Raw genomic sequence first — 22,946 nt, forward strand, 5'->3', positions numbered from 1 at the left:
CTCGGATTCGGGTTGGAGATGCTCCTCCGGGCACCTCAGCTTCTTGGCCTTGACCACCCTCGGTCCAACGTTGAAGCTGCAAGAGGCAGAAATTCGCTGTTTAGCGACCTTGCCAGGATTCCCCAGGCCCGCGGCCCATCTGGCCAGTTCGACCTCGGCCGCGATGCCCTGTCAGCTGAAACGGTTGGCGCGGAAGGTTGCAAGCATCGGGTGCGGATTGCCGGAGGCGATTTCTTTGGCAAGCAATTCGCCGACGATGAGTCCAAGCGTGGCGCCGCTGTGGCTAAAGGCGACGTGAAGACCGGCGACGGTCTCGACTGAGCCAAGCACCGGCTCGCCGTCGCCGGGGATAGGCTTCGGGCCGACAGCATAGGTAGCGAGTTGGAGCCGCGGATTGCCGTCGAGCACGGCACTGGCCTCGTCGAGTAGTCCTTTGATGGTCTTGTCGTGCACGGTGTAGGTGCCGTCCGGGTTGACCACGACTTCTTCCTCCGACCATGCCGAATCCAAAACAAATGCGCCATCCGGCGTCGGCCGCACTGCCACGCGCGGCGTATTCAGCACGGCACGGAGCTCGGTCTTGGTCGGCTTGGTCTTCAAAAGAAGTGAAATCGGCGTGGCGTCGGGGACACGGACGCCGATCTCCGCAAGCATGACAGGCGTCGCTGGCCCAACGGCAAGGACCATTGCATCCGCCTTTATCGGCGCACCATCGGCAGTGATGACGCCACGCGCGCGACCACCTGTGGCATCTATCCGCACGCGTCCAGCGTCCTGGATAAGCTTGCCGCCGCGGGAGCGGAATTCATTGAGTAGTAGATCGATCAGGGAGGGCAGGTCGACCCATCCTTCGCCAGGATTGAAGATTGCGCCCTGCGGGGTGATTGCATTGGCATTGACGCCGGGCGTCATTGCACCAACTTCGGCAGGGCCGAGCAGAAGCGCGTCATAACCAATTTCCTGCTCCAGCTGGCAGATGGACGCCATCTGGTTCGCCTCATCATCCGCATCCCAGGTGAGGCCGCCGTCAAAGCGAAGCCACGACGCGGTTTCCGGTCTTGTGGCCGCCAGGGTCCGATAACGGTCGATGCCTGCAAGCCTCAAGCGGTGATAGGCAGTGTCGGCACGTCGCGCTGAGTTCAGCCAGGAAAGTGAACGGCCGGATGCACCGTTGGCCGGCGCGCCGTCATTGACAATGGTTACATCAAAGCCAAGACGAGCGAGGTGCAGCGCGGAAGAGGTGCCGAAGATGCCTGCGCCGACAACGACGACTTGGCGCGGTTTTGCAGATGCAGTCATAGGGAAATCCTTCTTCGCAGAAGCCGGGCTGGGAGTTGTTGGATGGCTGCAGAGCGCGGCGGAACTAATAGTCGGTGAGCTTCTTCATGTAGCGCCGGCCATCAAGCATTGGCCGGCCGCGCAGGGCGGCCAGCTCGTAGGCAAAACGCCAAAGCGTGTCGAAGAAGACCAAGGGCACGAGATAAGGTTTGATGTGTTCGGACATACCGCTGAGGTCGAGTTCCGCTCCATCGAGCACCAGGATGTTTTCCCGGCTGCCGTACTTGAAAAGGAAATCGCGGGCCCGTTCGGAAAGGCTCCGCGTTTCGTCCAAACCCACTAAGACCACGAAGCAAGCGTCCCGGTCGACGACCTCAAATGGGCCGTGAAAGAACTCGTTGGCGTGTATGGCCTGCGAGTCGTACCACTGCATCTCCATCAACACGCAGATGGCGTACGAATAGGCCGCACCATAGCTGGCACCGCTGGCCAGAGTGTAGATCGCATTGCGCGGCGCGAAACGGGGGGCGAAGGCCTGAAACCGGTCGGCATAGGTCCGGTGCGCACGCTCGATCGCCGGCTGAAGATGGCTCAGGCTCCTCAGCAGATCGGCAGTTAGCCCGGCATCCTCCCGAGCATCGATCAGGCCGGCGAGCAACATGTAGAGCACGCCGTAGTTGCTGCAGGCTGAATCGACTGCTTTGCCCGTCGTGTAGGAGGCCTGGTAGGCGACTGCGTGGTCGACCGCCAGCGCGAGGGGCGATATCTGGTCGAGTGTCATGGCGATTGTCGTTGCGCCTCGATCCTTTGCATGATTGGCCGCTCGCACAGTTTCGCGGGTGGTGCCGGTCTGCGAGCAAAGGACAACGAGCGCGTCAGGTCCCAACCGTCGCGGAGCTCGGCAGACGAACTCATCCGCGTTGTAGATGTCGCAGGCGAATGTGCCGCTGTGACGGTCGACGAAGTATTTGCCTGCCATCATGATCGAGAGCGAACCGCCGCACGCCACGAGGAACAGGTGCGAAAACTGCGTGCCCGCCGTAGCGATCAGAGCGCGTTCCACGTCGGCGGGCAGGGCGGAAATCATGAGCTTCCTTGTCTCGTTGGCAGAGCTAGGGGGCCGGCCCACATTGACAGGTGGGCAGCCATTGTGCGAACGTTATCACACCCTTTAAACTGAAAGTCCTGCAATGGTCAAGATTGCCGCGATAGGCGATAACGTGGTCGATTGTTATCTTGCTCGCGGCGAGATGTATCCTGGTGGAAATTGCCTCAATGTCTCGGTCTATGTCAGCCGCTTCGGCGGGCGATCGGCCTATGTCGGAGCGATCGGCAAAGACCGGGCGGGGGACCTTATCTGCACTGCACTGGCGTCGGAGCGCGTGGACATCACCCGATTACGGCGCCTCGAGGGACCGACCGCTTACTGCCTCATAGGTCACCGCAACGCCGATCGGATTTTCCTGGACTTCGATCTCGGCGTTTCGGTGTTTACGCCGACGCAAGAAGATCTGGATTTTCTCTCGGGCTTTCAGGCCGTCCACATCGGCCAGTCCAGCGGTTTGGACCCGTGGGTTGCCACTGTATCAAGTAAGTCACTGTTGTCTTACGATTTTTCCACGCGACGGGAACCGGGACATCGACGCGAGATTGGGCCCCATTGCTATCTGGCTTGTGTCTCGGGGGACGGTCTCGACGACAAGGAATTGGCCGCAATCGCAGCCGAACTCCTTGGATGTGGTTCAAAGTGGGTCCTTGTGACTCGTGGCCGAGCCGGCGCGGTGCTTCACAGCGACACCGTCTCTTACTGCACCCAGGCGCAGCTGGTCGAAGCAGTCGACACCCTGGGCGCGGGCGACACCTTCATCGCCAGAACGCTATTCGGCCTGCTTAAGGAAGAGGCGCCTCAAGACATTCTCGGCCATGCCGCGGAGGCGGCGGCCGCTACCTGCCGGTACTACGGGGCCATCGGCTATGCGGCAGCAATCGATTTAGGAAAGATCACGCCGGAGGTCCTCCGCGGAGCTCGGCGCATTCAAGACGAGAGAACCGTCTAGCTGCGAAATTCAACTGAGCAATTGACGCGAGAAATGGACAATGCTAGTTCAAGTGATAACGTTCTCATTCATCCAACCAACGCCATGAAAGAGCGTTTTGATGGATGAGTCGTCGAGTGGGATCGCAAGGCCGAGTTCGGCCAATCGTAAGAGGAGAAGACATGCACACGAATTCGAGCAGGCGCCTACTTTTGAAATCCGGTTTGGCGCTGACGATCGCGCTGTTGACAGGACTTGGCACGTTGGCCTCGTCAACTCAGGCAAACGCGGCGGACAACCCCTACAACCTCATCGACCCGACGGTGATCAGCGTCGGAACCATGGGCGATGCGAAACCCTATGTCTTCACCGACGCCAACGGTAACTTCACCGGCTTCGACGCCGAACTCTTCCGTGATGTGGCGCGCCGGCTCGGGTTCAAGGAGGAGCAGGTCGTTTTCACCGGCCAGGAATTCTCGGCGCTGCTGCCGTCCGTTGCCAACGGCCGCTTCGACGTCGCTGTCGCCGCCATCGGCACAACGGCGCAGCGCAAGAAGACCGTGGATTTTGGCGACGGCTATCTCGCCGGCTACCTGTCGATCATTTCGGCGGATCCGGCACTGACGAGCAATGAGAGCACCGCCGGAAAGCGCATCGGCGTGATCCAGGGAACGCTGCAGGAAATCTATGCCGAGAAGAACCTCAAGGGCGACATTGTCAAATTTCCCGACAACAACACGGCGGTGGCGGCGCTGAATAACGGCACGATTGATGGCCATTTCACTGACTATGAGTCCGCCAAGCAGTATGTCGAGCGCTATAAGAACCTGAAGATAACAATGAACGTGCCGTCCTTCGATGCGCCGGCCGGGTTCGTGGTCAAGAAAGGCAACGATGCCTTCCGCGAGGCGCTCAACAAGGCGCTGCGCGAGGCCATGGACGATGGCACCTGGAAACGGCTGCATGAGAAATGGTTCCCGGGCACTCCGATGCCGGATCAATATCTGCCCAAGAAGTAAATTCGCGCGTATTCATTTTCGTTTCCGGCCGGGCCCGTCAGCAACGGTGCCCGGCCGAGTTATAGATGGCCTTGATATGAGCTGGTTCGATACCTTCGCCCGCAGCTTCCTTGATTTCCAGGCGATGGCAGAAGTTCTGCCAAACATGGTGATGGTCGGCCTCAAGAACACTTTGATCCTGGCCCTTGCCTCGACGTTTTTCGGGACGCTGATCGGTATCGTCCTCGCAGTCATGGGGATTTCCGAGAACCGGCCGCTGAAACTCCTGGCCCGAGTCTACACCGATATCTTCCGTGGGCTTCCTGCCATTGTCACAATCCTGATCATTGGCCAAGGCTTCGCGCGGTTGGGCCGAGATCTGTTCGGTCCATCGCCTTATCCGCTGGGCATTCTGGCGCTCAGCCTGATCGCCGGCGCCTACATCGGGGAGATTTTCCGCGCCGGCATTCAGAGCGTCGAGCGGGGTCAGATCGACGCCACGCGCACTCTCGGTATGACGTATGGCCAAGGCATGCGCCTGGTGGTGATCCCGCAAGGCATCCGTCGCGTCCTACCTGCACTGGTCAACCAGTTCATCGGCAATGTCAAAGACTCCAGCTTGGTCTATTTCCTTGGTCTGCTCGCCTCCGAACGCGAACTGTTCCGCGTCGGCCAGGACCAGGCTGTGCTGACCGGCAACTTGTCGCCGCTGTTGCTGGCCGGCGTGTTTTATCTCGTGATCACGGTGCCGCTGACCCATCTCGTCAACTACATCGACGCGCGCATGCGCGTCGGCAAACGAATAACCGCCGTGCAGAGTGGCCTCAAGGAGGTCGCCGAGCTTGCCGAAGCCGTCGTGCCGGGAGCAGCGACGTTGCCTGCAGCAGCGCCCACACGCTTCAAGGGTGGCGGCATCGAGGTCAAGAATATCGACATGGCCTACGGCGCCGTCCAGGTGCTGCATGACGTCAGTCTGAAAGTGGAGCCCGGGACCGTCACCTGCCTCATCGGTCCGTCCGGATCGGGCAAGTCGACCTTGCTGCGCTGCCTCAACCGTCTCGTAGAGTGTCGAGCCGGTGACATTCTGCTCGATGGCGAAAGCATCTACAAGCAGACCCCTGACCAACTCCGGCGGCGCGTGGGCATGGTTTTCCAGCAGTTCAATCTGTTCCCCGACCGTAGCGCGCTCGCCAACATCACCTTGGCGCTGCGCAAAGTTAAACGCATGTCGCGCGAGGAGGCTAATGACGCGGCCTTGGCGAGGCTGAATGAAGTCGGACTGCTGGAGCGTAAGGACCATCGGCCGGCCAATCTCTCGGGCGGGCAACAGCAGCGGGTGGCCATCGCGCGTGCGCTCGCCCTCGAACCCGAAATTATGCTGTTCGACGAAGTCACCAGCGCCCTCGATCCAGAATTGGTCAAAGGTGTCCTGAACTTGATGGCCGACCTCGGGCGGGGCGGGATGACGATGGTGGTCGTTACACACGAGATGAATTTCGCTCGCAAGGTCGCGAACCAGGTCGTGTTCATGGACGAGGGCCGGATCGTCGAGGCAGGCCGACCAGAAGACCTATTCGACAATCCGCAGAGCCCTCGTCTTCGACGCTTTCTGTCGGAGGTGCTGTGATTCAAATGGTGTGCGCAGCGGCGGGTTCTACGGTGTTCGGCCTTGCGGGGCGTGCCTAACTGCCGCTAGTTCGTCGCCACGACGTTGCATGGTCGGCGGGACTTGCTGGGTGACTCAAAGATCCAAAAACGCAACTATCATCGAAGTCGCTCGCCGGGCTGGAGTGAGCTCTGCCACGGCTGGGCGCGTGCTTGGTGACTACGGCTACAGCAGCCCCGAGGTTCAGGAGAAGGTGCGCGCCGCAGCATCTGCGCTGGGTTATCGACCCAATCGCCTGGCCAAAGGTCTGATCACCGGTAAGACCCAGACTATCGGCGTTGTCGTGGGCGACATCGAAAGCCCATTCTATGCAAGCGTGCTGCGCGGAATAGGGGACGTCGCGCGCCGTGGCGGCTTCGGGGTTATCGTTACGAATAGTGACGAAAATGCCGAACTCGAGCGAGAGGCGGTGCAGCTGCTGTTGGAAAAGCAGGTCGATGGTTTAGTCGTCTCATCGACCTTCTTGGACAAGCCGGATCATCTTCGTGACGCAGTCGCGGCCGGCTGTCCCGTCGTGCAGTTCGATCGCATCGTGGCGGGCATGGAAACCGATTCGGTCGTGGTCGATAACGTTTCTGTAACGCGTAGCAGCATAGCGGCGATCATCGCCGCCGGACACAGCCGCATCGGAATATTGGCGGAACTCGGGCCGGACCAACGCGATGATGTTGGCTCCTTTGTGACGAACGCTGATCTCTCCAGCTCCGACGTTCGCTACCATCATCCAAGCTGGCAACGATTGTTGGGTTATCTCGAAGCCCATCGCGCTGCGGGCATTTCGCCGGATCCGCAGTTGATCCGCCGCGTGGCGGTCTATTCCAGCGAGGCAGCACGAAAGGAGGCACTCGATCTACTGACAATGCGCAATGCGCCGTCCGCCCTGTTTACCGCGGACGGTGTGATGTCGACAGGCGTTCTGGAGGCGACATCCGCACTGAAGCTTGCGATTCCGGGAGAGGTTTCGCTGCTTTGCTTCGACGATCTCGACTGGATGCAGTTCGTGGCCCAAGGTATCACAGCCATCGCGCAGCCGGCGCATCTGATCGGGGCGACGGCAGCCGAGCTTCTCTTGAAGAGGCTGGCTGGCGACACCGCACCGTTTGAACACCGTGTCCTCGCGGGTCGCCTGGTGAACCGTAATTCGATTGCGGTTCATCTCAACCGCAACGCCCCTGATCCGGCCGCGACGGTGTAGCTGGAGCCGAATTGCCGCGCCTCTTTGTGCCGAGGTCGATCCCATGCAACGGCTGAATGATAGCTCAAGCGTATTGCTGGGTAGGACTTTTGTCGCTTGCGATGCCCAGCGTGAGCTGCGCCAGAAATGGGGCAAGCCCATCCGGGTTCCGAAACCTAATCACTTGCGGTCGCAGTAGTATGGCTTGGTCGTTGAACGCATAGGCTGCCCGATTTCGTTCCGCGATGGGTAGAATTAGAGATCAAGCAAAATGTCGCCTTGTGGGCGGCTGCAGCACGCCAGGATATAGCCTGCCGATTTGTCCTCCAAGGTCAGTCCGCCTAGGTCATCCATGACGACTTCGCCGGACAGCTTGGCGATCCGGCACGTACCGCAAACTCCCTGCTGGCAAGCGGTTGGGACATAGACGCCACATTGGCGCGCCGCTTCCAGCAGGGTCTCTCCGGGCGCGCAGTGATATGCAAGGCCGGAGCGGGCGAAGCGGACCGAAGACGAAACCTTTGAATCCGATAGCGAACGCGAAATGTTGCCGCCCCCGAAGCTCTCCTCATGATACTGTGAAGGGGCGAGCCCGATTGCATCGAGGCAGCTGCGTGCAGCCTTCATGTAGGATTCCGGCCCACAGGCGAAAACTGTGCGGCTATGGAGATCGGGAACCAAGGTCACGAGCATCTCATTGTTAATTCGCCCGGTTGGACCCGTCCAGGCCGGGTCTCCGTGACTGCAAATGCAAGTCACATGAACATTGGGAAAGCGAGCGGCAAGTGCGTCCAGTTCGAGCCGAAAAATGATGTCGTCCGGCGTTCTCGCACTATGAATGAAGTGGATCTCCTGGTCGGCTGCGCGGTCGGTAAATGCCCGCAGCATTGACATGACGGGAGTTATCCCGCTGCCACCTGAGAGGAAGAGGGACTTTGCATGCGGCAGATCGTCGAGATTGAACGAGCCGAGCGGGCCTTCGATTTCGATCCCATCGCCTGGCCTGAAATTGTCATGGAGCCAATTCGAAACGAGCCCGCCCGGCGTCCGTTTCACGGTGATCTGTAGGTCGAGCGGTCGCGTCGGCGGTGACGAAACGGAGTAGGAGCGCGTCACCGCGGCACCGTTGATCCTAAGGTGCACCAGAACATACTGGCCAGCGCTGAAGCAGAACATCCGATCTGAAGTGGGTGTGAGAACGAATGTTTTCACATCGTGCGTTTCGTCGATCACGCGCCGGCAGAGCACAAGCTGCGGTGTGGTCTGTGCCCAATGCCGGTGACGCTTTGTTGGGACGAAGCCGGAGGCTGCAAAGGCCGCGTATGCATTCATCAGTCAACTCGGGTTTGAAGTCGAGCCAAGATGCCACTTCAAACCCCGCTGAACAGCCGCGCAATCCTGCCTTTATGATCGGTAATTTCGATTAGACTTCCAGTGACATCACAGCAACCTGGAGAGCTCGGATGCCTTTGCGAATAATTGGTTCATGTTTGCGGCGCGCGAGTATCGCGGTGTGGACTGGCTGGTGCAGCGTCGGCGCTCCCTCGACGAGAAACGATGGGAGCTCGGCAGTGAACCTGCGCGCATCGTCGCTACGCATATAGCAGGTGCCGCCCGTTCGCCGCAGCATGATCTCCGCCAGAGTTTCCGATCCCGTCGAAAGCCGACAGATCGCCAACTCGGCCAGCAGCTCTGCGTGCGTCTTTTCCAGCACGGCGGTGTAGCCTGGGCGAATGTAGGTTTCAGGGTCGACGTCGGGCAGCGTTCTGGCAGCCGTCGAAACCATTACATATTCCTCGACCATCAGATGTTCGTAGGCGATCTCAGGCAGGTAACGAGGTGCATAAAGCACGGCGATATCGAGATTTCCCATGCTTAGGTCGCTGACCATCTGGTTCGAATAATCCGACTCGACATGGATCGAGGATTTTGGAAGGGCCTGGCACAGTGTCTCGACCCATCCCGGCAGAACCGAGCGGGTCATGCCTACCTGTGCGGCGATGCGCAAGGTGCCCTCGAACCGGTTGAACGCTCGCACGTCGTGTCGAGCTTGCGACCAGGTCGACAGCAGGGACCTGGCGTAAGCTTCGAACCGCCGTCCGGCGGCTGTGGGCTCAGCACCGGCGCGCCCGCGCTGGAAGAGCTCGGACCCGATCGCGCTCTCCAGATTCTTGATCCGGGTGCTGATCGTCGACTGGGTCAATCCCAGCCGATCGGCGGTGCGATTGAAGTTTCGCGACTCGATGATGTCGAGAAAGGTTTCGATGTGATCTAACTGCACGTTACCTCCAATCGAAAAAGTCGATCATATTGCGCTGGATCATAAGCTTGATCAAACAATACTCAAGGCGGAAGCTGCACGCGGTGAAATCGGCCGGCAGATCGACCAGGCTGAAGCTACGGAGCTGAGCAACGTGTTCATAGTCGACTGCGATTGTCACAATTACTGGTCAAGCGCCACTGTACTGGAGCCCTACCTTTCCGGCCTGTGGAAGGACATGTTCGTCGAAGGCGAGAAGACAGGTCCCGTTGGCGCCTTCCCGCATGGCCATCGTCCCTGGTTTCATCCGCAGGACTTCTCCCGCAAGGACGTCCGTCCGAAAACTGAAGCCGACAACTATCTCATCATGAAGGAAAAACACCTCGACAAGTACAAGGTCGACGTGGCGATCCTGACCGGCGATGAGCCGATCGAGGCGTCTACCCTCGCCAACCCCTATTATGCCAGCGCTCTCGTCAGCGCCTACAATGACTACCAGATCGACCACTGGCTGCCGAAGGACGATCGCTTCGTGGGCTCGATCATCATTGCGCCACAGGATCCGAAGCTCGCGGCCACCGAGATACGCCGCTTGGGCAATCATCCGCGGATGGTTCAGGTTCTTGCCTCGCAAGGCTCCGTCAAGCCCTATGGCGATCCGTTTTACCATCCAATTTATGAGGCTTGCGCCGAGGTCGGGCTGCCCTTTGCCATTCATCTGGGCGGCCATGGCGGCGTGAACTCGACCGCGATTGCTCCGGCCCCGACGACATTCTTCTGGGAGACCCATGCCATCCTGCACATGTCGGCCATTTCGCATGTCGCAAGCATGATTGCGCATGGCGTCTTCGAAAAATGGCCGGACCTCTACTTCGTCGTCATCGAATGCGGCGTCGCCTGGGTGCCATCGGTATTGTGGCGCCTGGACGCCGACTACAAAGCCCTACGCAAAGAGACGCCATGGCTGAAAATGCTGCCGTCCGAATATTGCCGGCGCAACATCCGCTTTTCCACGCAGCCGCTGGAGCAGCCCGCAAATATTCAGCATCTCTGGTCCACTCTCGAGGCGATGGACGGCGAAAATACGCTGATGTTTGCCTCCGACTATCCGCATTGGGACTATGACGATGCCAACACGCTGCAAATCCCTCCTGCCTGGAAGAGCAAGATCATGGGGCTGAATGCGCTGGAGGTTTACAAGCGCATCCCGCGCGCGCAAGCGGCGAATGCTGCCTGAGGAAGCAGACGATGCCTGAGAAGACATACATCTGTAGAGTCGACGAGATCGAAACCGGATCTCCCTTCATCGCCAAGATCCGCAGCCTTTCGGTCGGCGTTTTCCGCATCGGAGATTCATTCCACGCGCTGCTGAATGTTTGTCCGCACCGCGGCGCTCCGCTTTGCGAGGGGCCGCAATGCGGAACAACTGCACCGGTCGAAGGGGCGCAATTCATCTATCACCGCGAAAACGAGATCGTGCGCTGCGCCTGGCATGGCTGGGAATTCGACATCAAATCAGGCGCGGCCCTGGTCGATCCGTCCGTTCGCGCGCGCACATTTCCAGTCACCGTCGAGGCGGGCAGCATCTATGTGACAGCCTGATCGAGGTGCGGATTTGAGCGGTCAGAAGAAAGGGTGATCGCGGCTGACGAGCAGATTTCTTCACAGGTGCTTGACGAACAATAACGCGGAAAATCCGCAACGGGAGAGTCAAATGTCAGAATCTGAATACAAGCTTGGTATCGCTCAAAGCCTGATTGGTCGCGGCAAGATTTCCCGTCGCGACTTCATTCATCTTGGGCTGGCCGCTGGGCTGACGGTCACCGCTGCGGACAAGCTCTTCGTCAGCACGGCCCGGGCCGAACCGCTGCAGGGCGGCTTCGCCAAGCTGGGCATGGCACATGGCGCGACGACGGATTCGATCGATCCGGCCGGCTACCCGGACACATTCACACAAACCGCGTTCTCGGGCTCGATGTCCAACAGCCTCACCGAGGTCGACGCGAAAGGCAACGTCCAACCGGACCTTGCCGAGAGCTTTGAATCGTCCGATGGCGCCCAAACCTGGGTCTTCAAGCTTCGCAAGGGCGCAACCTTCCACAACGGCAAGAATGTCACGGCGGACGACGTCGTGGCTTCGCTGCGCTACCATATGGGCGACGAAACCAAATCGGCGGCGAAGCCGCTGCTTGAGCCCGTAGCCAGCATCAAGGCGGACGGCCCGGAGACGGTTGTCTTCACGTTGAAGAGCGGCAATGCCGACTTCCCCTACATCATGAGTGACTACCATCTGGTCATCATGCCGGCCAAGGACGGCAAGGCGGATTGGGGATCAGGCGTTCGCACCGGTGCTTTTGTGCTTGAGAACTTCCAGCCCGGAGTTTCGGCCAAGCTCAAGCGCAATCCGAACTACTTCAAGAACGGCAAACCCTATCTCGACGAGGTGGAGTTCATCGCCATCACCGATCTCGCCGCTCGCATGGCCGCGTTATCGACAGGGGAGGTGGACTATATTGGCCGCGCCGACCTCAAGACCCTCGGCATGTTGAAACGCAATCCCAAGGTGGAGATCGTCGAGGTCACCGGCTATGGCCATTATACGTTGCCGATGAATGTCACGATGGCGCCGTTCGACAATCCGGACGTCCGAATGGCCTTGAAATGGGCGATCAACCGTCAGGAGATCGTCGACAAGATTTTTCTCGGCCACGCCACCGTGGCCAACGACAACCCGATCGCGCCGGCAATCAAATTCGCCACGAATCCGCAGCCGCAACACAGTTTCGATCCGGAGAAAGCCAAGCATTATCTGAAAAAGGCCGGAATGGAAAAACTGAAGGTGGATCTCTCGGTCGCCGATGCCGCTTTTGCAGGCGCTGTGGACGCGGCTGCGCTCATCCGCGAAACGGCCGCCCAGTGCGGCATCGACGTAAACGTGGTGCGCGAGGCCGAGGACGCCTATTGGGACAATGTCTGGCTCAAGAAACCTTGGTGCGCTTCTTATTGGAGCGGTCGCGCGACGGCCGACTGGATGTTCACGCAAGCCTTCGCCGCGGACTCCAGCTGGAACGAGTCGTTCTGGAAAAATCCCCGCTTCAACGAGTTGCTTGTCCAGGCGCGCGCCGAGACCGACGAGGCCAAGCGGGCGGCAATGTATGCCGAGATGCAGCAACTGACCCATGATGATGGCGGCAGCATCGTACTGGTCTTCAACAATTTCGTCAGCGCCAAATCCAATAAGCTCGCACATGGCGAGGTGGCGCCGAACTGGGAGAACGATGGACTGAAGATGGCCGAACGCTGGTGGATCGCCACTGCGTGAGAGTGCGGGCCGGGCCCGCGATCGCTACCAGGCTCCGGCTTGCAACCGCGTGCCCTGACTGGTGTGGCAGGGCGGCGGCAGCAACGAGAAACGCGTACCCATGAACCCCGTCGCAAGAACGGTTCTGCAGCGCCTTGGCCTCGGCCTGGTCACGCTGTTCATCGTCTCCATCATTATCTTCTCTGCGATCGCAATGCTGCCGGGCGACTTCGCCAAGGCGACGCTCGGACAATCCGCGACACCCGAAACGGTCGCCGCCTTCCAGCGAGAAATTGGCATCGACCGTCCGCCTGTCGAGCGCTACTTCGTCTGGGTCGGGCAGATGCTCCACGGGGATTTCGGCTCTTCGTTCGCGAGCCGCACCGGGTACCGGCGAACCGTGGCCGAGATCATCGCGCCACGCCTCTACAATACGATGTTCCTTGCATCGATGACCGCGCTGTTAGCAGTTCCGCTGGCCCTGGGACTTGGCATCCTCGCTGCGCTCTACCGCAATGGCTGGTTCGACCGGCTGGTGAACGCAGTGACGCTGACAACCATTTCGTTCCCGGAGTTTTTCGTCGCCTATATGCTTGCCTACCTGGTCATCTCGCGCGACACATTCATCGGATCCGAGTTCGCACAATCTCTGCCGCACTGGCTCGCAGTGTCACTGAACTGGATACTCAACGCAGTTCCCAAGTTCCCGACCTTGTCCAACGTGAACGACCAGACGCCGTTCTGGAACCACGTCTGGAGAGTAGCTTTGCCGGCAACCACGCTTACGCTCGTCATCGTCGCCCACATGATGCGCATGACACGAGCGGCGATCATCAACATGCTGGCAAGCCCCTATATCGACATGGCGCGGCTGAAGGGAATGTCGCCCATGGCCATCGTACTCAGGCATGCCTTGCCCAACGCATGGGCTCCGATCGTCACGGTGGTGGCGTTCAATCTTGCTTATCTCGTCGTCGGAGTGGTCGTTGTCGAAGTGGTGTTCGTCTATCCCGGCATCGGTCAGCTGATGGTTGACGCGGTCAAATCAAGGGATGTTCCGGTTGTCCAGGCTTGTGCCCTGATTTTCGCGGCGACCTACATCCTGCTCAATCTGACTGCCGACATCATTTCGATCGCCACCAATCCAAGGCTCTTGCATCCACGATGACCAGCTACGAACCCATCGCTCAGGTTCACAGGCTGAGGCGCTCGCGCGCCACCCGGGCCAAAACGGCGCTGAAGAAGGCACCCTTCAGTGCCTGGTTCGGCATCCTCGTCATCATCGGCTATGTCATCGTTGCGGTGTTCGCGCACTGGATCGCCCCATACGGCGAAACGCAGGTCTTCAGCGAAGCCTTCGCACCGTGGAGCCAGCAGTTCAAACTGGGAACCGACCAGCTCGGCCGCGATATGCTCACACGCTTGATTTACGGTGCGCGCAACACCATCGGTATCGCCGTCGCGACCACACTGCTGTCCTTCGCCGTCGGCGTCTCGCTCGGCCTTCTTGCCGCATTGTACAGGGGATGGCTCGACCAGATACTGTCGCGTGCGGTGGACGTGTTGATGTCGATCCCAAGCCTGATCTTCGCCCTGGTGCTGCTTTCGATCTTCGGGTCGTCGATCACCAGCCTGATAATCATCATTGCGCTGCTCGATTCCACCCGCGTCTTTCGGCTCGCACGCGCCGTCGGGCTTAACGTAGCAGTGATGGAATATGTCGAGGTGGCGCGATTGCGCGGCGAAGGCCCGAAATGGATCATCGCCAAGGAAATCCTTCCCAATGTCATGCCGCCGCTGGTCGCGGAGTTCGGCTTGCGATTTTGCTTCGTATTCCTCACGATCGCGGCACTGTCCTTCCTGGGCGTCGGCATTCAGCCGCCGACCGCCGATTGGGGATCGATGGTGCGCGAGAATGCAACCCTGATCACCTACGGCGATGTCACGCCGCTGCTGCCGGCCGGCGCGATTGCCCTCCTCACGGTATCCGTGAATTTCGTCGTCGACTGGTTCCTGCACGCAACAAGCGGGTTGCGGGATGAAAGGTAGCGGTCCGGCCTCGCGCGAAAAAGGTAAGGATCTACTTCAGATCCGCAATCTCCATGTGGAGGGCTTCTCGGACGAGCGATGGCATCCCATTGTCCGCGGGGTCGATCTGGCGCTGAAGCGGGGGGAGGTTCTTGGCCTGATCGGCGAGTCAGGCGCCGGCAAATCCACCATTGGCCTCGCCGCGATGGGTTACGCCAAGCCGGGCTGCCGTATCACACAGGGCTCGATCCTGTTCGACGGGCTCGATCTTCTGGCACTCAGCGAAACAGGGCGGCGTCGCCTCAGAGGCTCCCGTATCGCCTATGTCGCACAAAGCGCCGCGGCCTCTTTCAATCCGGCCCACCGGCTCCTCGACCAGACTGTCGAAACTGTGGTGGCGCATGGGATTGCCAGCCGAGAGAAAGCGAACCGGAGTGCCGTCGATCTTTATCGGCGTCTTCAGCTTCCAGACCCGGAGACCATCGGCTTTCGCTATCCTCATCAGGTTTCCGGCGGACAGTTGCAACGGGCAATGACCGCGATGGCGATGGCCTGTCGTCCGGACCTCATCGTCTTCGACGAGCCAACGACGGCGCTCGATGTGACGACGCAGGTCGAAGTTCTCGCCTCCATTCGCAATGTCGTGGAGGAATTCAACACGGCTGCAATTTATGTGACGCATGATCTGGCGGTGGTGGCGCAAATGGCGGACCGCATCATGGTTTTGCGCGATGGACTTACCGTGGAGGAGGCTGAAACACGCCAGATGCTCGCCTCGCCCAGCCAGGAATATACCAAAACGCTCTGGGCCGTGCGCAAGCTCGCCAAGCCCGAAGTTCCGGCCGATGAATATCTGCTTACGATAGACAACGTCACCGCGGCTTACGCGCGGAGGGTCAAGGTGCTCCAGGATGTCTCCATCAAAGTTCCACGTGGACGAACAGTGGCTGTGGTCGGCGAATCCGGTTCCGGGAAATCGACGCTCGCTCGCGTCGTTACCGGCCTGTTGCCGCGGCTTTCGGGGTCGATTTCCTTTGCCGGCCAGGCCCTTTCCAAGACCCTGGAGACCCGCCCAAAAGAGATTCTGCGTCGCATACAGATGATTTATCAAATGCCCGACAACGCGCTAAATCCGCGCCAGACGGTCGAAGAAGTCATAGCTCGGCCGCTTGAATTCTATCTTGGCCTCAAGGGAGCGCAGCGGGATCGGCGGATCGGCGAACTCATGCACATGGTCGAGATGAGCGAAACTTACTTGGATCGTGTGCCGGCCGAACTGTCGGGGGGCCAGAAGCAGCGCGTTTGCATCGCCCGAGCGTTGGCCGCCGATCCGGAACTGATCATCTGCGACGAAATCACGTCTGCGCTCGACCAGATTGTGCAGGAGGAAATCCTCAAGCTGTTAATGCGGCTTCAGCGCGAGCTCGGCATGAGCTACATTTTCATCACCCATGACATTGCCACCGTGCGGGCGATCGCCGACGAGATTGTGGTCATGCACCAGGGGAAAGTCGTTGAGCAGGGATTAAAGAGCGAAATTCTCACGCCGCCGCATGCCCCCTATACCGAACGGCTTTTATCCTCCGTGCCGGAAATGGATCCGGATTGGCTGACAAGGCTGCTGGCCAGCCGGGGCTGAGGACGCATTGTTATTCAACGCGAATGAACGCAAGCTGCGGATCGGGCGGCATGACAGGTCCTCCGAAACGCCCTCATTGAATCGGCCTGGTCGGTCTTCCGCCGTGCCGCCTTGACACTGACGGATGCGCGACCAGCGGACTTCCGCTTCGCTTCCACCAGCCGACAGGGCTAAACTGGCATAGAACGACAATCGCAGGATTTTGGCTCAAGTGAGCCCGTGCCGGACGAGGTGGCGAACGACCGGGGAAAACATCTGCTGGCCGATATAAGACCCGATGTTCGCATTTTCGAAGATCGCTTGGGCGGTAACGGCATCCTCGACTATGGGGATACCTGCCTCGCGCGCCTGAGCCATCATATCTTCGGCCGCACGGCCCTGACCCTTGCCGACAATTGTCGGCACAGGCGTTTCGCCCTTGACGTAGCGCAACGCCACGGCGCGCTCGCCTGTCACCAAGACGATGACCGCGTTTTTCACACCTAGCTTCGCAGGCTGCATCACTGCTTCGCGCCGCTGTCGCTGCTGTTCACGGCGGATCAATGGATCGCCTTCGAGATCTTTGTGTTCGCGCTTGTATTCGGTTGTTGTCATGCGCATGTCCCGTAGGAACAGCCAGCGCTGAATAGGAACATCGATCAAGCCGATGACGATAAAGGCCAGGGCGGCGGCAGTCCCGAGAGGTGTCATCACCGCCTTGATGGTCGGCTCCAGGCATGTCTGACCACAGCCTGGCGCATCGAAGAGAGGCTGTAGCCAGGCGATCAGGATGAATACGAAAAGGCTTGCCAGGAACACCACCTTGACGAGGCCCTTGGCGAACTCGATGACATTGCGGAGCGACAGGATCTTCTGAAGGCCCTTCGCCGGGTTTATGCGATCGAACTGCGGCTTGAGCGGCTCGAACGAGAAGACCGGCCCGAACGTGGCCAGCATGCCGAAGGCTACGGTGAGAACCACAACGATGCCGACTAGCGGCAATGTGGCAAGCATCAGCAATGAGAACGAGTGGTGGATGGCACGCAGGCTGACCTCCTCGAAAGAGCCGCCGGGCACCGTCACAGTCTGCACGAGTTCCGAAAGATATTTGAAGAGCAGCGGCCAGCAAAAATAGAGATAGCCAAGCGCTGCGAAAAGAGTGAAGCCGGATACCAGGTCGCGGCTTTGCGAAACCTGGCCCTTGCGGCGGGCGTCACGAAGCTTCTTGTCGGACGCCGGTAATTTCTTTTCCTCAGCTTCTTCGGCCATGTTGCAATCTTACCGCACTATCGTGGTTCCAGTCGGCCGATGCCCTGTGTAAGGTGGGACAGGCTTGAATACGGAGAGGTGGATTTGCGGTTGCGTGTCGTATTCACGCCAGTCGTCGTCGCGCTGGCGCTGAGCGGTTGCCAGACGACCCAAACCGGCTCCGTGCAGGCCAAGGCGCAGGGCCCATCGTCTCAATCCGAGCGCCTGATCAAGCTTGCCGACGATATTGATGCGCGCGGAGAAAGTGATACCGCCATCGCGCTCTACCAGCGCGCCGCAGCAATGCCGGGCGCCAAGGCGAGCGCGTTCGTCAAGACAGGCGACGCTTACATGCGGGCAGGCTATCCTGCCGATGCCGCCAAAGCTTATCGGGCCGCGCTGGCCAAAGCTCCCAATGACGGGGGAGCAATGCTTGGGCTTGGCTCGGCGATGATGGAGGTAGGCGATATCGATGCAGGCATGCGCGCGCTTGCGCAGGCAGCGCCGCTGGTCAACACCAGCGGCGCCTACAACCGATTGGGCGTTGCGCAGACTTTCGCCGGGCAGACAGGGCAGGCGCAGGAGACTTTCGCCCAGGCGTTGAGACTTGCGCCGGGCGATCTTGACGTCGAGACCAACATGGCATTGGCGGCAGCCCTCGAAGACAATTCCGCTGCGGCGCTGCCGCTGGTGCAGAAAATTGCCGCCGCTCCCAATGCGCAATTGCACCACAAGCGCAACATTGTGGTGGTGTACGGGCTTCTTGGCCAGGCCGACCAGGTCAAGGCCTCGCCGCCAATCGGGCTGACGACCAAGGAGGTGGCCACCCTGCTTGCCCGCGCAAGAACCATTCGGCTGAAGGGCAGCACTCAGGCCAAAGCGAAGGCGCTCGGCTCCATCCTCGGCTAGCGAATCGGGCCGGAGGGCCTGAAGCGATCTTCCGCCAAGCGCGACGCGTAGGGTGACACTACGCGGGCGAATACCGCGCCGGCTCACTCGACTGGGAGCGTTGTTTGCGGCACCGACGGCGCGCTGTTGGCGCCGCCTATCGGAGCCTCCTCGCCATCGAGGTAGCGACGGGCCGCGCGCGCGGTCGGTGCCGCCGCCGCCGGGCCCATGCGGCGGCCTTCTACGAGGTCACGCTGGCTTTCGGACATCCGCTGAAGATTGAAGGCATTGGCGCAACCGGGCGGCAGATGGGAGCCGACGCCGGAGACGATCGTCAGATTCGTCTTGGCAGCAGAGTTGTCGTCGTCGGCTGGCTCGGCCAGACAGGCGTCGGGAGCAAGAACTGAGCCGCCGACACCTTTCTCGGAGCCGCCTGCATCCGTCGAAACATAGTTGTAGCCAGGCGAATAATCCTGCCGCTGTTGCGGGCTGCTCGCGCAGCCGGCCAGAACCAGCGCTGGAACAACGCAGAAAAATGCGATGGGGGATGTCATATCCGGTCCTCGTTACTTGATGATCAGACCCGTCGCCGATGCGTCATTGGCGTGCTTGCGGCTGCGGTGCTTGGCTGCCGGACGATCAAGCGGCGTGGCGAGGCTGTCGCGCACCGGTTCCACCAGATAGGGCGTAATCAAAATGACCAGTTCGGTCTCTTCGTGCTGGAAACGCTGTGATTGAAAAAGCGGGCCAAGCACCGGTACATCGCCCAGCACCGGAAACTTTTCCAGATTGCGCGAAGTCCGCTGCTGGAAAAGGCCGGCGATCGCAAATGTCTGACCGCTCGCCACTTCGACCGTGGTGTCGGCCTTGCGCACGACGAAACTCGGCATGGCGAAACCGTTGGCGCTTACGGATCCGGTCTCAGATAGGGAACTGACTTCCGGCTGGACATGGAGCGCGATGCGATTGCGGCCGATCAGCGTCGGGGTGAAGCCGAGGGACACGCCGAAGGGCTTGTATTGGACGGTGACGACGTCGGTTCCTTGCGGGATCGGAACCGGAATTTCGCCACCGGCGAGAAAGCTTGCCGTCTGACCGGTCATGGCCGTCAGGTTCGGTTCGGCCAGTATCTTGACGATGCCGTTGCGCTGCAGGGCTTCGATCAGAATGTCGAAGTTGAGGCCATGCGCCTGGTCCATGTTCAAACCGAAATTGCCGTTCCCAGAGGGCACGCCATTGTCCTGGAACATGTTGAATTCGAAGCCGCCACTCCTGTAGCCGACAGACCAGTCGACGCCGTACGACTGCAGCTCCGTGCGCGAGACTTCGGCGAAGCGAACCCGGATGTTGACTTGCTGTGAGCCCTGCACGGTCATGTTGTTCAGCGGCGGCTGTTCCGGCGGCGAGAAGGTCCGGGCGACATTGTCCAGATCCGTTGCCTCATCGACGCCTCGCGCCTCGCCTGTGGCAACGATGCGGGTGCCAAAAATGTGGAGATTTGTCGCCGAGCTCGGCTGCATTGCTTGCTTGGCTTCGGTAGCAGGCGTGACATCGGGGGTGACGCGGAACTGGGCCGTTGCCTCGATCCGCTCATCGGCCGTGACCGCAATGAGGTTGGTCAGGCCGGGTTTGAGGCCGAACACATAGACCATGCTCGGCGACACGACCTGAAGGTCCGCGATCGTGGTATCGGCGATCAGCACGGATTCGACCGGGTCATTGAACCGCAACAGGCGTCCTTGCCCGACCGGCAAGCCGATCGTTGGTTTGCTCGGCAAGGGCGATATGTTCTGTGCTGTCGCGTCGGCCCCTATGAGCAACAACGCCAGCAGAACGCCAATCGTCGCGATAGCGAGCCGGCCTAAATCTGCCCGCCTGGCGAAAGCGGCTGATCCAACGCCTGCCGCGGTACTGTGGAATGTCATGCCGTTCCTCTCCTGAATCCCCGATGTCCCCATCCGTCCGGCTGGCGTCAGGAGGGTGCCTCCTGCGCGGCTTTCGCCTGAGCCGACGGGAGCGGCTGGGAGACGATGCGCGCGCTGGCTTTGCCGGAGCGGCCGGCGATCGTGGCCAGCGGCTGGACATTGAATTCCTGTGCGAGCTCCTGGAAGGACAGAACCGGAAGCTCGATGGCATTGTGTGTGAGCAGGCTGCGCATGTGACGGCGCACATCCATCGCGGCGAGGACGACCGGCGAGACGTCGGTGGTGTTCTGCGACAGGGCTCGCTCTATTTCGGTGATCAAAGCCTGCGCATCATCGTCCGAAAGGTTCAGGAAGGTGCCGGTCGATGTGCTTTGCACTGCGTTTCGCAGGATATCCTCGGCCGACCGCTGCAGCACATAGGCGGCGATGATGTTGTTGCGGCCGGCGCAGCGGAAGCTGATCTGACGCTTCAAGGATGTGCGGACATATTCCGTCAGCAAGACGACGTCCTGTTCGCGTTGTCCCCATTCGATCAGGGCCTCGAGGATAAGGCGCAGATTGCGGATCGGCACGTTTTCGCCGACGAGCCGGCGAAGCACTTCCGCGATCTTCTGGAGCGGCACGATCTCCTGCGCCTGCCTGACCAGATCGGCATAGTCCGGTTCCATGTCCGAGAGCAGCCTGCGTGTCTCCTGAATCCCGACGAAATGGCCGGCATATAGACGAAGTGCATTGCCGGTCCATTTGGCCGCTGTTTGCACCGGCGTTGAGAAGACGAAGCCGGCCTCCTTCAATGCCGACAGGTGGCTGTCATTGGCCCACACGAATTTGCGCTGACCGGCAATCGGAGAACCTTTTTCGTAGGGTATTTCGAGCAGATCGAGATGCGTCGTGTCCGCTTCGACAAGAACACGGTTGGCACGAATTTCGGCATCCAAGATGGGCGCACCTTCCAGATCGACACGGACGCTTCGTGGCGAAAGCATCTCGTCGACCTGCATACCGATGGCCGGAACGTCGACACCGAGATCACCGAAGAGGTCGCGGCGCACGCCGTCGGCGAGCGCGGCAAATTCGAGCTCCGGGACCAAGCGTCCGAGCTCGGTTCCGAAGCGCACGACGACGCGGTAGGACGGAGACAGTGTTGCGGTGGAGATTGCCGAAAGCGACGCGGAATTCCCCCGCTGTGCAGGCGCGGCGATATGGCCGATGTCTTGAGGCTCGGATTCCTGGGCGGTGCGGCGATTGATTGCATAGGCGCCGGCTCCGCAGCAGGCACCAAGGACTAGGAAGGCGATGGAGGGGAAGCCTGGCACCATGGCAAGGCCGACCATGATCACCGCGGCGAGCGCGAGCGCGCGGGAGTCGCGCAGCAGCTGGCTGGTTATTTGCCGGCCAAGATCGCCCGTTCCGTCCGCGCTGCCGACGCGCGTCACCATTGTGCCGGCGGCCACAGCGACGAGCAGTGCAGGTATCTGCGCCACCAGGCCGTCGCCCACGGTGAGCAGCGTGTAGGTCGCAGCCGCGTCGCCGATCGACATATCGTGCTGCAGCGTACCGACTGCGAAACCACCGATCAGGTTGACCAGAATGATCACAATGCCTGCGATCACGTCCCCCTTGACGAATTTCATGGCGCCATCCATTGCGCCAAACAGCTGGCTCTCGCGCTCCAGCTGCTGGCGCAGGTGGCGTGCCTCCGCCTGATCGATGTCGCCGTTGCGCAACTCGGCATCGATGCTCATCTGCTTGCCCGGCAGCGCATCGAGCGTGAAGCGCGCGGCCACCTCGGCGACGCGTTCGGCACCCCGCGCAACAACGATGAACTGCGCAACAGTGATGATCAGGAAGATGACGAGGCCCACCGCAATGCTGCCACCGACGACGAAGGTGCCGAAGGCGGTAATGATCTCGCCTGCGTCGGCCTGGAGCAGGATGAGTCGCGTGGTCGTGATCGTGATCGCCAGCCGGAACAAAGTGGCGATGAGGATGACCGACGGCAGTGACGAAAACTGGAGTGGATGAGAAACGTAGAACGAGGCCAGCAGGATAAGCACGCTGATGGCGATGTTTGCGGTGATGAGAATGTCGACGAGAAACGTCGGCAATGGAATGAGCATCATCACCACCGCGACGAGCATCAGGATGGCAATGACCAGATCGCTGCGGCGTGACAGCCTGGCAAGAAATTGCATCAGTCGTTCCGAGACGGTCATCCGACGCCTCGTTGCGACAGGAAGTTAAGCAAGGCACTGCGCGCCTCCGTCTTGCGCCCCGCCACGAGCAAGGCGCGGCTCTTCAGCAATGTAAGCACCGGGTGATCCATTCCTTCCAAGGTCTCCAGCCTGGCAATCGTGGCAAGCGCCTTTTCCGCCTCGCCATCGAGTATGAGAAGGTGCGCCAACGTTCTGAGGACGCCGGCATTTCCCGGCGAGAGCTGTGCAGCAATAAGCAGGTAGGCCGCGCCCCGCTTTGCCTGCCCGTGACACCCGTAGAGATAGCCTAGGACATGCAAAAGATGCACGG

The 22,946-nt window shown here is 60.3% G+C and carries 20 protein-coding genes; 11 read left to right on the plus strand and 9 right to left on the minus strand.

Translation table 11 applies throughout. The features are described from left to right. Positions 1–171: 171 nt before the first annotated feature. Both NKI97_RS02960 and NKI97_RS02965 read right to left on the minus strand, forming a co-directional pair. Positions 172–1,299: an NAD(P)/FAD-dependent oxidoreductase gene (locus NKI97_RS02960; RefSeq protein ID WP_352832630.1), complete on the minus strand. Its 1,128-nt coding sequence runs from the start codon at positions 1,297–1,299 to the stop codon at positions 172–174. Positions 1,300–1,363: 64 nt separating this feature from the next. Next, entirely contained in the window at positions 1,364–2,365 is a 1,002-nt protein-coding gene (locus tag NKI97_RS02965; protein ID WP_352832633.1) for an SIS domain-containing protein, read from the minus strand. A 103-nt stretch (positions 2,366–2,468) separates the two neighbouring features. On the opposite strand from NKI97_RS02965, the gene NKI97_RS02970 reads away from it, so the two are divergent. The 4 genes from NKI97_RS02970 to NKI97_RS02985 all read left to right on the plus strand — a co-directional run bounded on the left by NKI97_RS02970 (position 2,469) and on the right by NKI97_RS02985 (position 7,173). Beyond that, on the plus strand, positions 2,469–3,335 hold the full coding sequence (locus tag NKI97_RS02970) for a PfkB family carbohydrate kinase (RefSeq protein WP_352832636.1): 867 nt from the start codon (positions 2,469–2,471) through the stop codon (positions 3,333–3,335). A 161-nt stretch (positions 3,336–3,496) separates the two neighbouring features. Further along, a complete protein-coding gene (locus NKI97_RS02975) occupies positions 3,497–4,333 on the plus strand; it encodes an ABC transporter substrate-binding protein (protein WP_352449157.1) in 837 nt (278 codons plus the stop codon). 76 nt (positions 4,334–4,409) lie between these two features. Next, positions 4,410–5,939, plus strand: a complete 1,530-nt coding sequence (locus tag NKI97_RS02980) for an amino acid ABC transporter permease/ATP-binding protein (protein WP_352449227.1) — start codon at positions 4,410–4,412, stop codon at positions 5,937–5,939. Positions 5,940–6,027: 88 nt separating this feature from the next. After that, entirely contained in the window at positions 6,028–7,173 is a 1,146-nt protein-coding gene (locus NKI97_RS02985; RefSeq protein ID WP_352449156.1) for a LacI family DNA-binding transcriptional regulator, read from the plus strand. Between the two features lie 234 nt (positions 7,174–7,407). On the opposite strand, the gene NKI97_RS02990 is transcribed toward NKI97_RS02985, so the two are convergent. After that, positions 7,408–8,484, minus strand: coding sequence for an FAD-binding oxidoreductase (locus tag NKI97_RS02990; RefSeq protein WP_352832639.1), 1,077 nt, complete (start codon positions 8,482–8,484; stop codon positions 7,408–7,410). 91 nt (positions 8,485–8,575) lie between these two features. Continuing rightward, positions 8,576–9,433: a LysR family transcriptional regulator gene (locus tag NKI97_RS02995; protein WP_352449154.1), complete on the minus strand. Its 858-nt coding sequence runs from the start codon at positions 9,431–9,433 to the stop codon at positions 8,576–8,578. A 133-nt stretch (positions 9,434–9,566) separates the two neighbouring features. On the opposite strand from NKI97_RS02995, the gene NKI97_RS03000 reads away from it, so the two are divergent. The 6 genes from NKI97_RS03000 (at position 9,567) to NKI97_RS03025 (ending at position 16,380) form a co-directional block, all read left to right on the plus strand. Continuing rightward, entirely contained in the window at positions 9,567–10,649 is a 1,083-nt protein-coding gene (locus NKI97_RS03000) for an amidohydrolase family protein (RefSeq protein WP_352449153.1), read from the plus strand. A gap of 11 nt (positions 10,650–10,660) precedes the next feature. Then, complete coding sequence (locus NKI97_RS03005; protein WP_352449152.1) at positions 10,661–11,014, plus strand: Rieske (2Fe-2S) protein; 354 nt, start codon at positions 10,661–10,663, stop codon at positions 11,012–11,014. A 112-nt stretch (positions 11,015–11,126) separates the two neighbouring features. After that, the gene (locus NKI97_RS03010; RefSeq protein ID WP_352832642.1) at positions 11,127–12,734 is read left to right on the plus strand and encodes an ABC transporter substrate-binding protein; all 1,608 of its coding nucleotides are present in this window, start codon (positions 11,127–11,129) and stop codon (positions 12,732–12,734) included. Between the two features lie 100 nt (positions 12,735–12,834). After that, positions 12,835–13,881 carry an ABC transporter permease gene (locus NKI97_RS03015; RefSeq protein ID WP_352832645.1) on the plus strand — a complete coding sequence of 349 codons (1,047 nt, stop codon included), beginning with the start codon at positions 12,835–12,837 and terminating at the stop codon, positions 13,879–13,881. Further along, positions 13,878–14,762 carry an ABC transporter permease gene (locus NKI97_RS03020; protein ID WP_352449149.1) on the plus strand — a complete coding sequence of 295 codons (885 nt, stop codon included), beginning with the start codon at positions 13,878–13,880 and terminating at the stop codon, positions 14,760–14,762. Before NKI97_RS03015 ends, NKI97_RS03020 begins: the two co-directional genes overlap by 4 nt. Beyond that, a complete protein-coding gene (locus tag NKI97_RS03025) occupies positions 14,752–16,380 on the plus strand; it encodes an ABC transporter ATP-binding protein (RefSeq protein WP_352449148.1) in 1,629 nt (542 codons plus the stop codon). The genes NKI97_RS03020 and NKI97_RS03025 overlap by 11 nt, the downstream gene beginning before the upstream one ends. A 207-nt stretch (positions 16,381–16,587) precedes the next feature. Here NKI97_RS03025 and NKI97_RS03030 read toward each other — a convergent pair whose 3' ends face one another. Further along, entirely contained in the window at positions 16,588–17,628 is a 1,041-nt protein-coding gene (locus NKI97_RS03030) for an EscU/YscU/HrcU family type III secretion system export apparatus switch protein (RefSeq protein WP_352832648.1), read from the minus strand. Positions 17,629–17,718: 90 nt separating this feature from the next. Between NKI97_RS03030 and NKI97_RS03035 the strand changes: the two genes are divergently transcribed. Next, a complete protein-coding gene (locus NKI97_RS03035) occupies positions 17,719–18,516 on the plus strand; it encodes a tetratricopeptide repeat protein (protein ID WP_352832651.1) in 798 nt (265 codons plus the stop codon). Positions 18,517–18,599: 83 nt separating this feature from the next. Here NKI97_RS03035 and NKI97_RS03040 read toward each other — a convergent pair whose 3' ends face one another. From NKI97_RS03040 to NKI97_RS03055, 4 genes are read right to left on the minus strand one after another with little or no spacing between them, the layout of a single operon-like run. Beyond that, positions 18,600–19,049, minus strand: coding sequence for a hypothetical protein (locus NKI97_RS03040; protein WP_352449145.1), 450 nt, complete (start codon positions 19,047–19,049; stop codon positions 18,600–18,602). Positions 19,050–19,061: 12 nt separating this feature from the next. Continuing rightward, a complete protein-coding gene (locus tag NKI97_RS03045; RefSeq protein ID WP_352449144.1) occupies positions 19,062–20,420 on the minus strand; it encodes a type II and III secretion system protein family protein in 1,359 nt (452 codons plus the stop codon). Between the two features lie 47 nt (positions 20,421–20,467). Then, positions 20,468–22,636, minus strand: coding sequence for a type III secretion system export apparatus subunit SctV (sctV, locus tag NKI97_RS03050; protein ID WP_352832653.1), 2,169 nt, complete (start codon positions 22,634–22,636; stop codon positions 20,468–20,470). Then, entirely contained in the window at positions 22,633–22,944 is a 312-nt protein-coding gene (locus NKI97_RS03055; RefSeq protein ID WP_352449142.1) for a tetratricopeptide repeat protein, read from the minus strand. Before NKI97_RS03055 ends, sctV begins: the two co-directional genes overlap by 4 nt. Positions 22,945–22,946: the final 2 nt, after the last annotated feature.

It is taken from the genome of Mesorhizobium sp. M0296 (assembly GCF_040321675.1).
Lineage (GTDB): Bacteria > Pseudomonadota > Alphaproteobacteria > Rhizobiales > Rhizobiaceae > Mesorhizobium.

Bases quoted from the DNA above. Each gene is read 5' to 3' on its own strand.
- NKI97_RS02980 (WP_352449227.1), top strand. From the start codon at position 4,410: ATGAGCTGGTTCGATACCTTCGCCCGCAGCTTCCTTGATTTCCAGGCG.
- NKI97_RS03010 (WP_352832642.1), top strand. From the start codon at position 11,127: ATGTCAGAATCTGAATACAAGCTTGGTATCGCTCAAAGCCTGATTGGT.
- NKI97_RS03030 (WP_352832648.1), bottom strand. From the start codon at position 17,628: ATGGCCGAAGAAGCTGAGGAAAAGAAATTACCGGCGTCCGACAAGAAG.
- NKI97_RS03020 (WP_352449149.1), top strand. From the start codon at position 13,878: ATGACCAGCTACGAACCCATCGCTCAGGTTCACAGGCTGAGGCGCTCG.
- NKI97_RS03045 (WP_352449144.1), bottom strand. From the start codon at position 20,420: ATGACATTCCACAGTACCGCGGCAGGCGTTGGATCAGCCGCTTTCGCC.
- NKI97_RS02970 (WP_352832636.1), top strand. From the start codon at position 2,469: ATGGTCAAGATTGCCGCGATAGGCGATAACGTGGTCGATTGTTATCTT.
- NKI97_RS03025 (WP_352449148.1), top strand. From the start codon at position 14,752: ATGAAAGGTAGCGGTCCGGCCTCGCGCGAAAAAGGTAAGGATCTACTT.
- NKI97_RS03015 (WP_352832645.1), top strand. From the start codon at position 12,835: ATGAACCCCGTCGCAAGAACGGTTCTGCAGCGCCTTGGCCTCGGCCTG.
- sctV (WP_352832653.1), bottom strand. From the start codon at position 22,636: ATGACCGTCTCGGAACGACTGATGCAATTTCTTGCCAGGCTGTCACGC.
- NKI97_RS02990 (WP_352832639.1), bottom strand. From the start codon at position 8,484: ATGAATGCATACGCGGCCTTTGCAGCCTCCGGCTTCGTCCCAACAAAG.
- NKI97_RS02975 (WP_352449157.1), top strand. From the start codon at position 3,497: ATGCACACGAATTCGAGCAGGCGCCTACTTTTGAAATCCGGTTTGGCG.
- NKI97_RS02960 (WP_352832630.1), bottom strand. From the start codon at position 1,299: ATGACTGCATCTGCAAAACCGCGCCAAGTCGTCGTTGTCGGCGCAGGC.
- NKI97_RS03005 (WP_352449152.1), top strand. From the start codon at position 10,661: ATGCCTGAGAAGACATACATCTGTAGAGTCGACGAGATCGAAACCGGA.
- NKI97_RS02965 (WP_352832633.1), bottom strand. From the start codon at position 2,365: ATGATTTCCGCCCTGCCCGCCGACGTGGAACGCGCTCTGATCGCTACG.
- NKI97_RS03040 (WP_352449145.1), bottom strand. From the start codon at position 19,049: ATGACATCCCCCATCGCATTTTTCTGCGTTGTTCCAGCGCTGGTTCTG.
- NKI97_RS02985 (WP_352449156.1), top strand. From the start codon at position 6,028: ATGGTCGGCGGGACTTGCTGGGTGACTCAAAGATCCAAAAACGCAACT.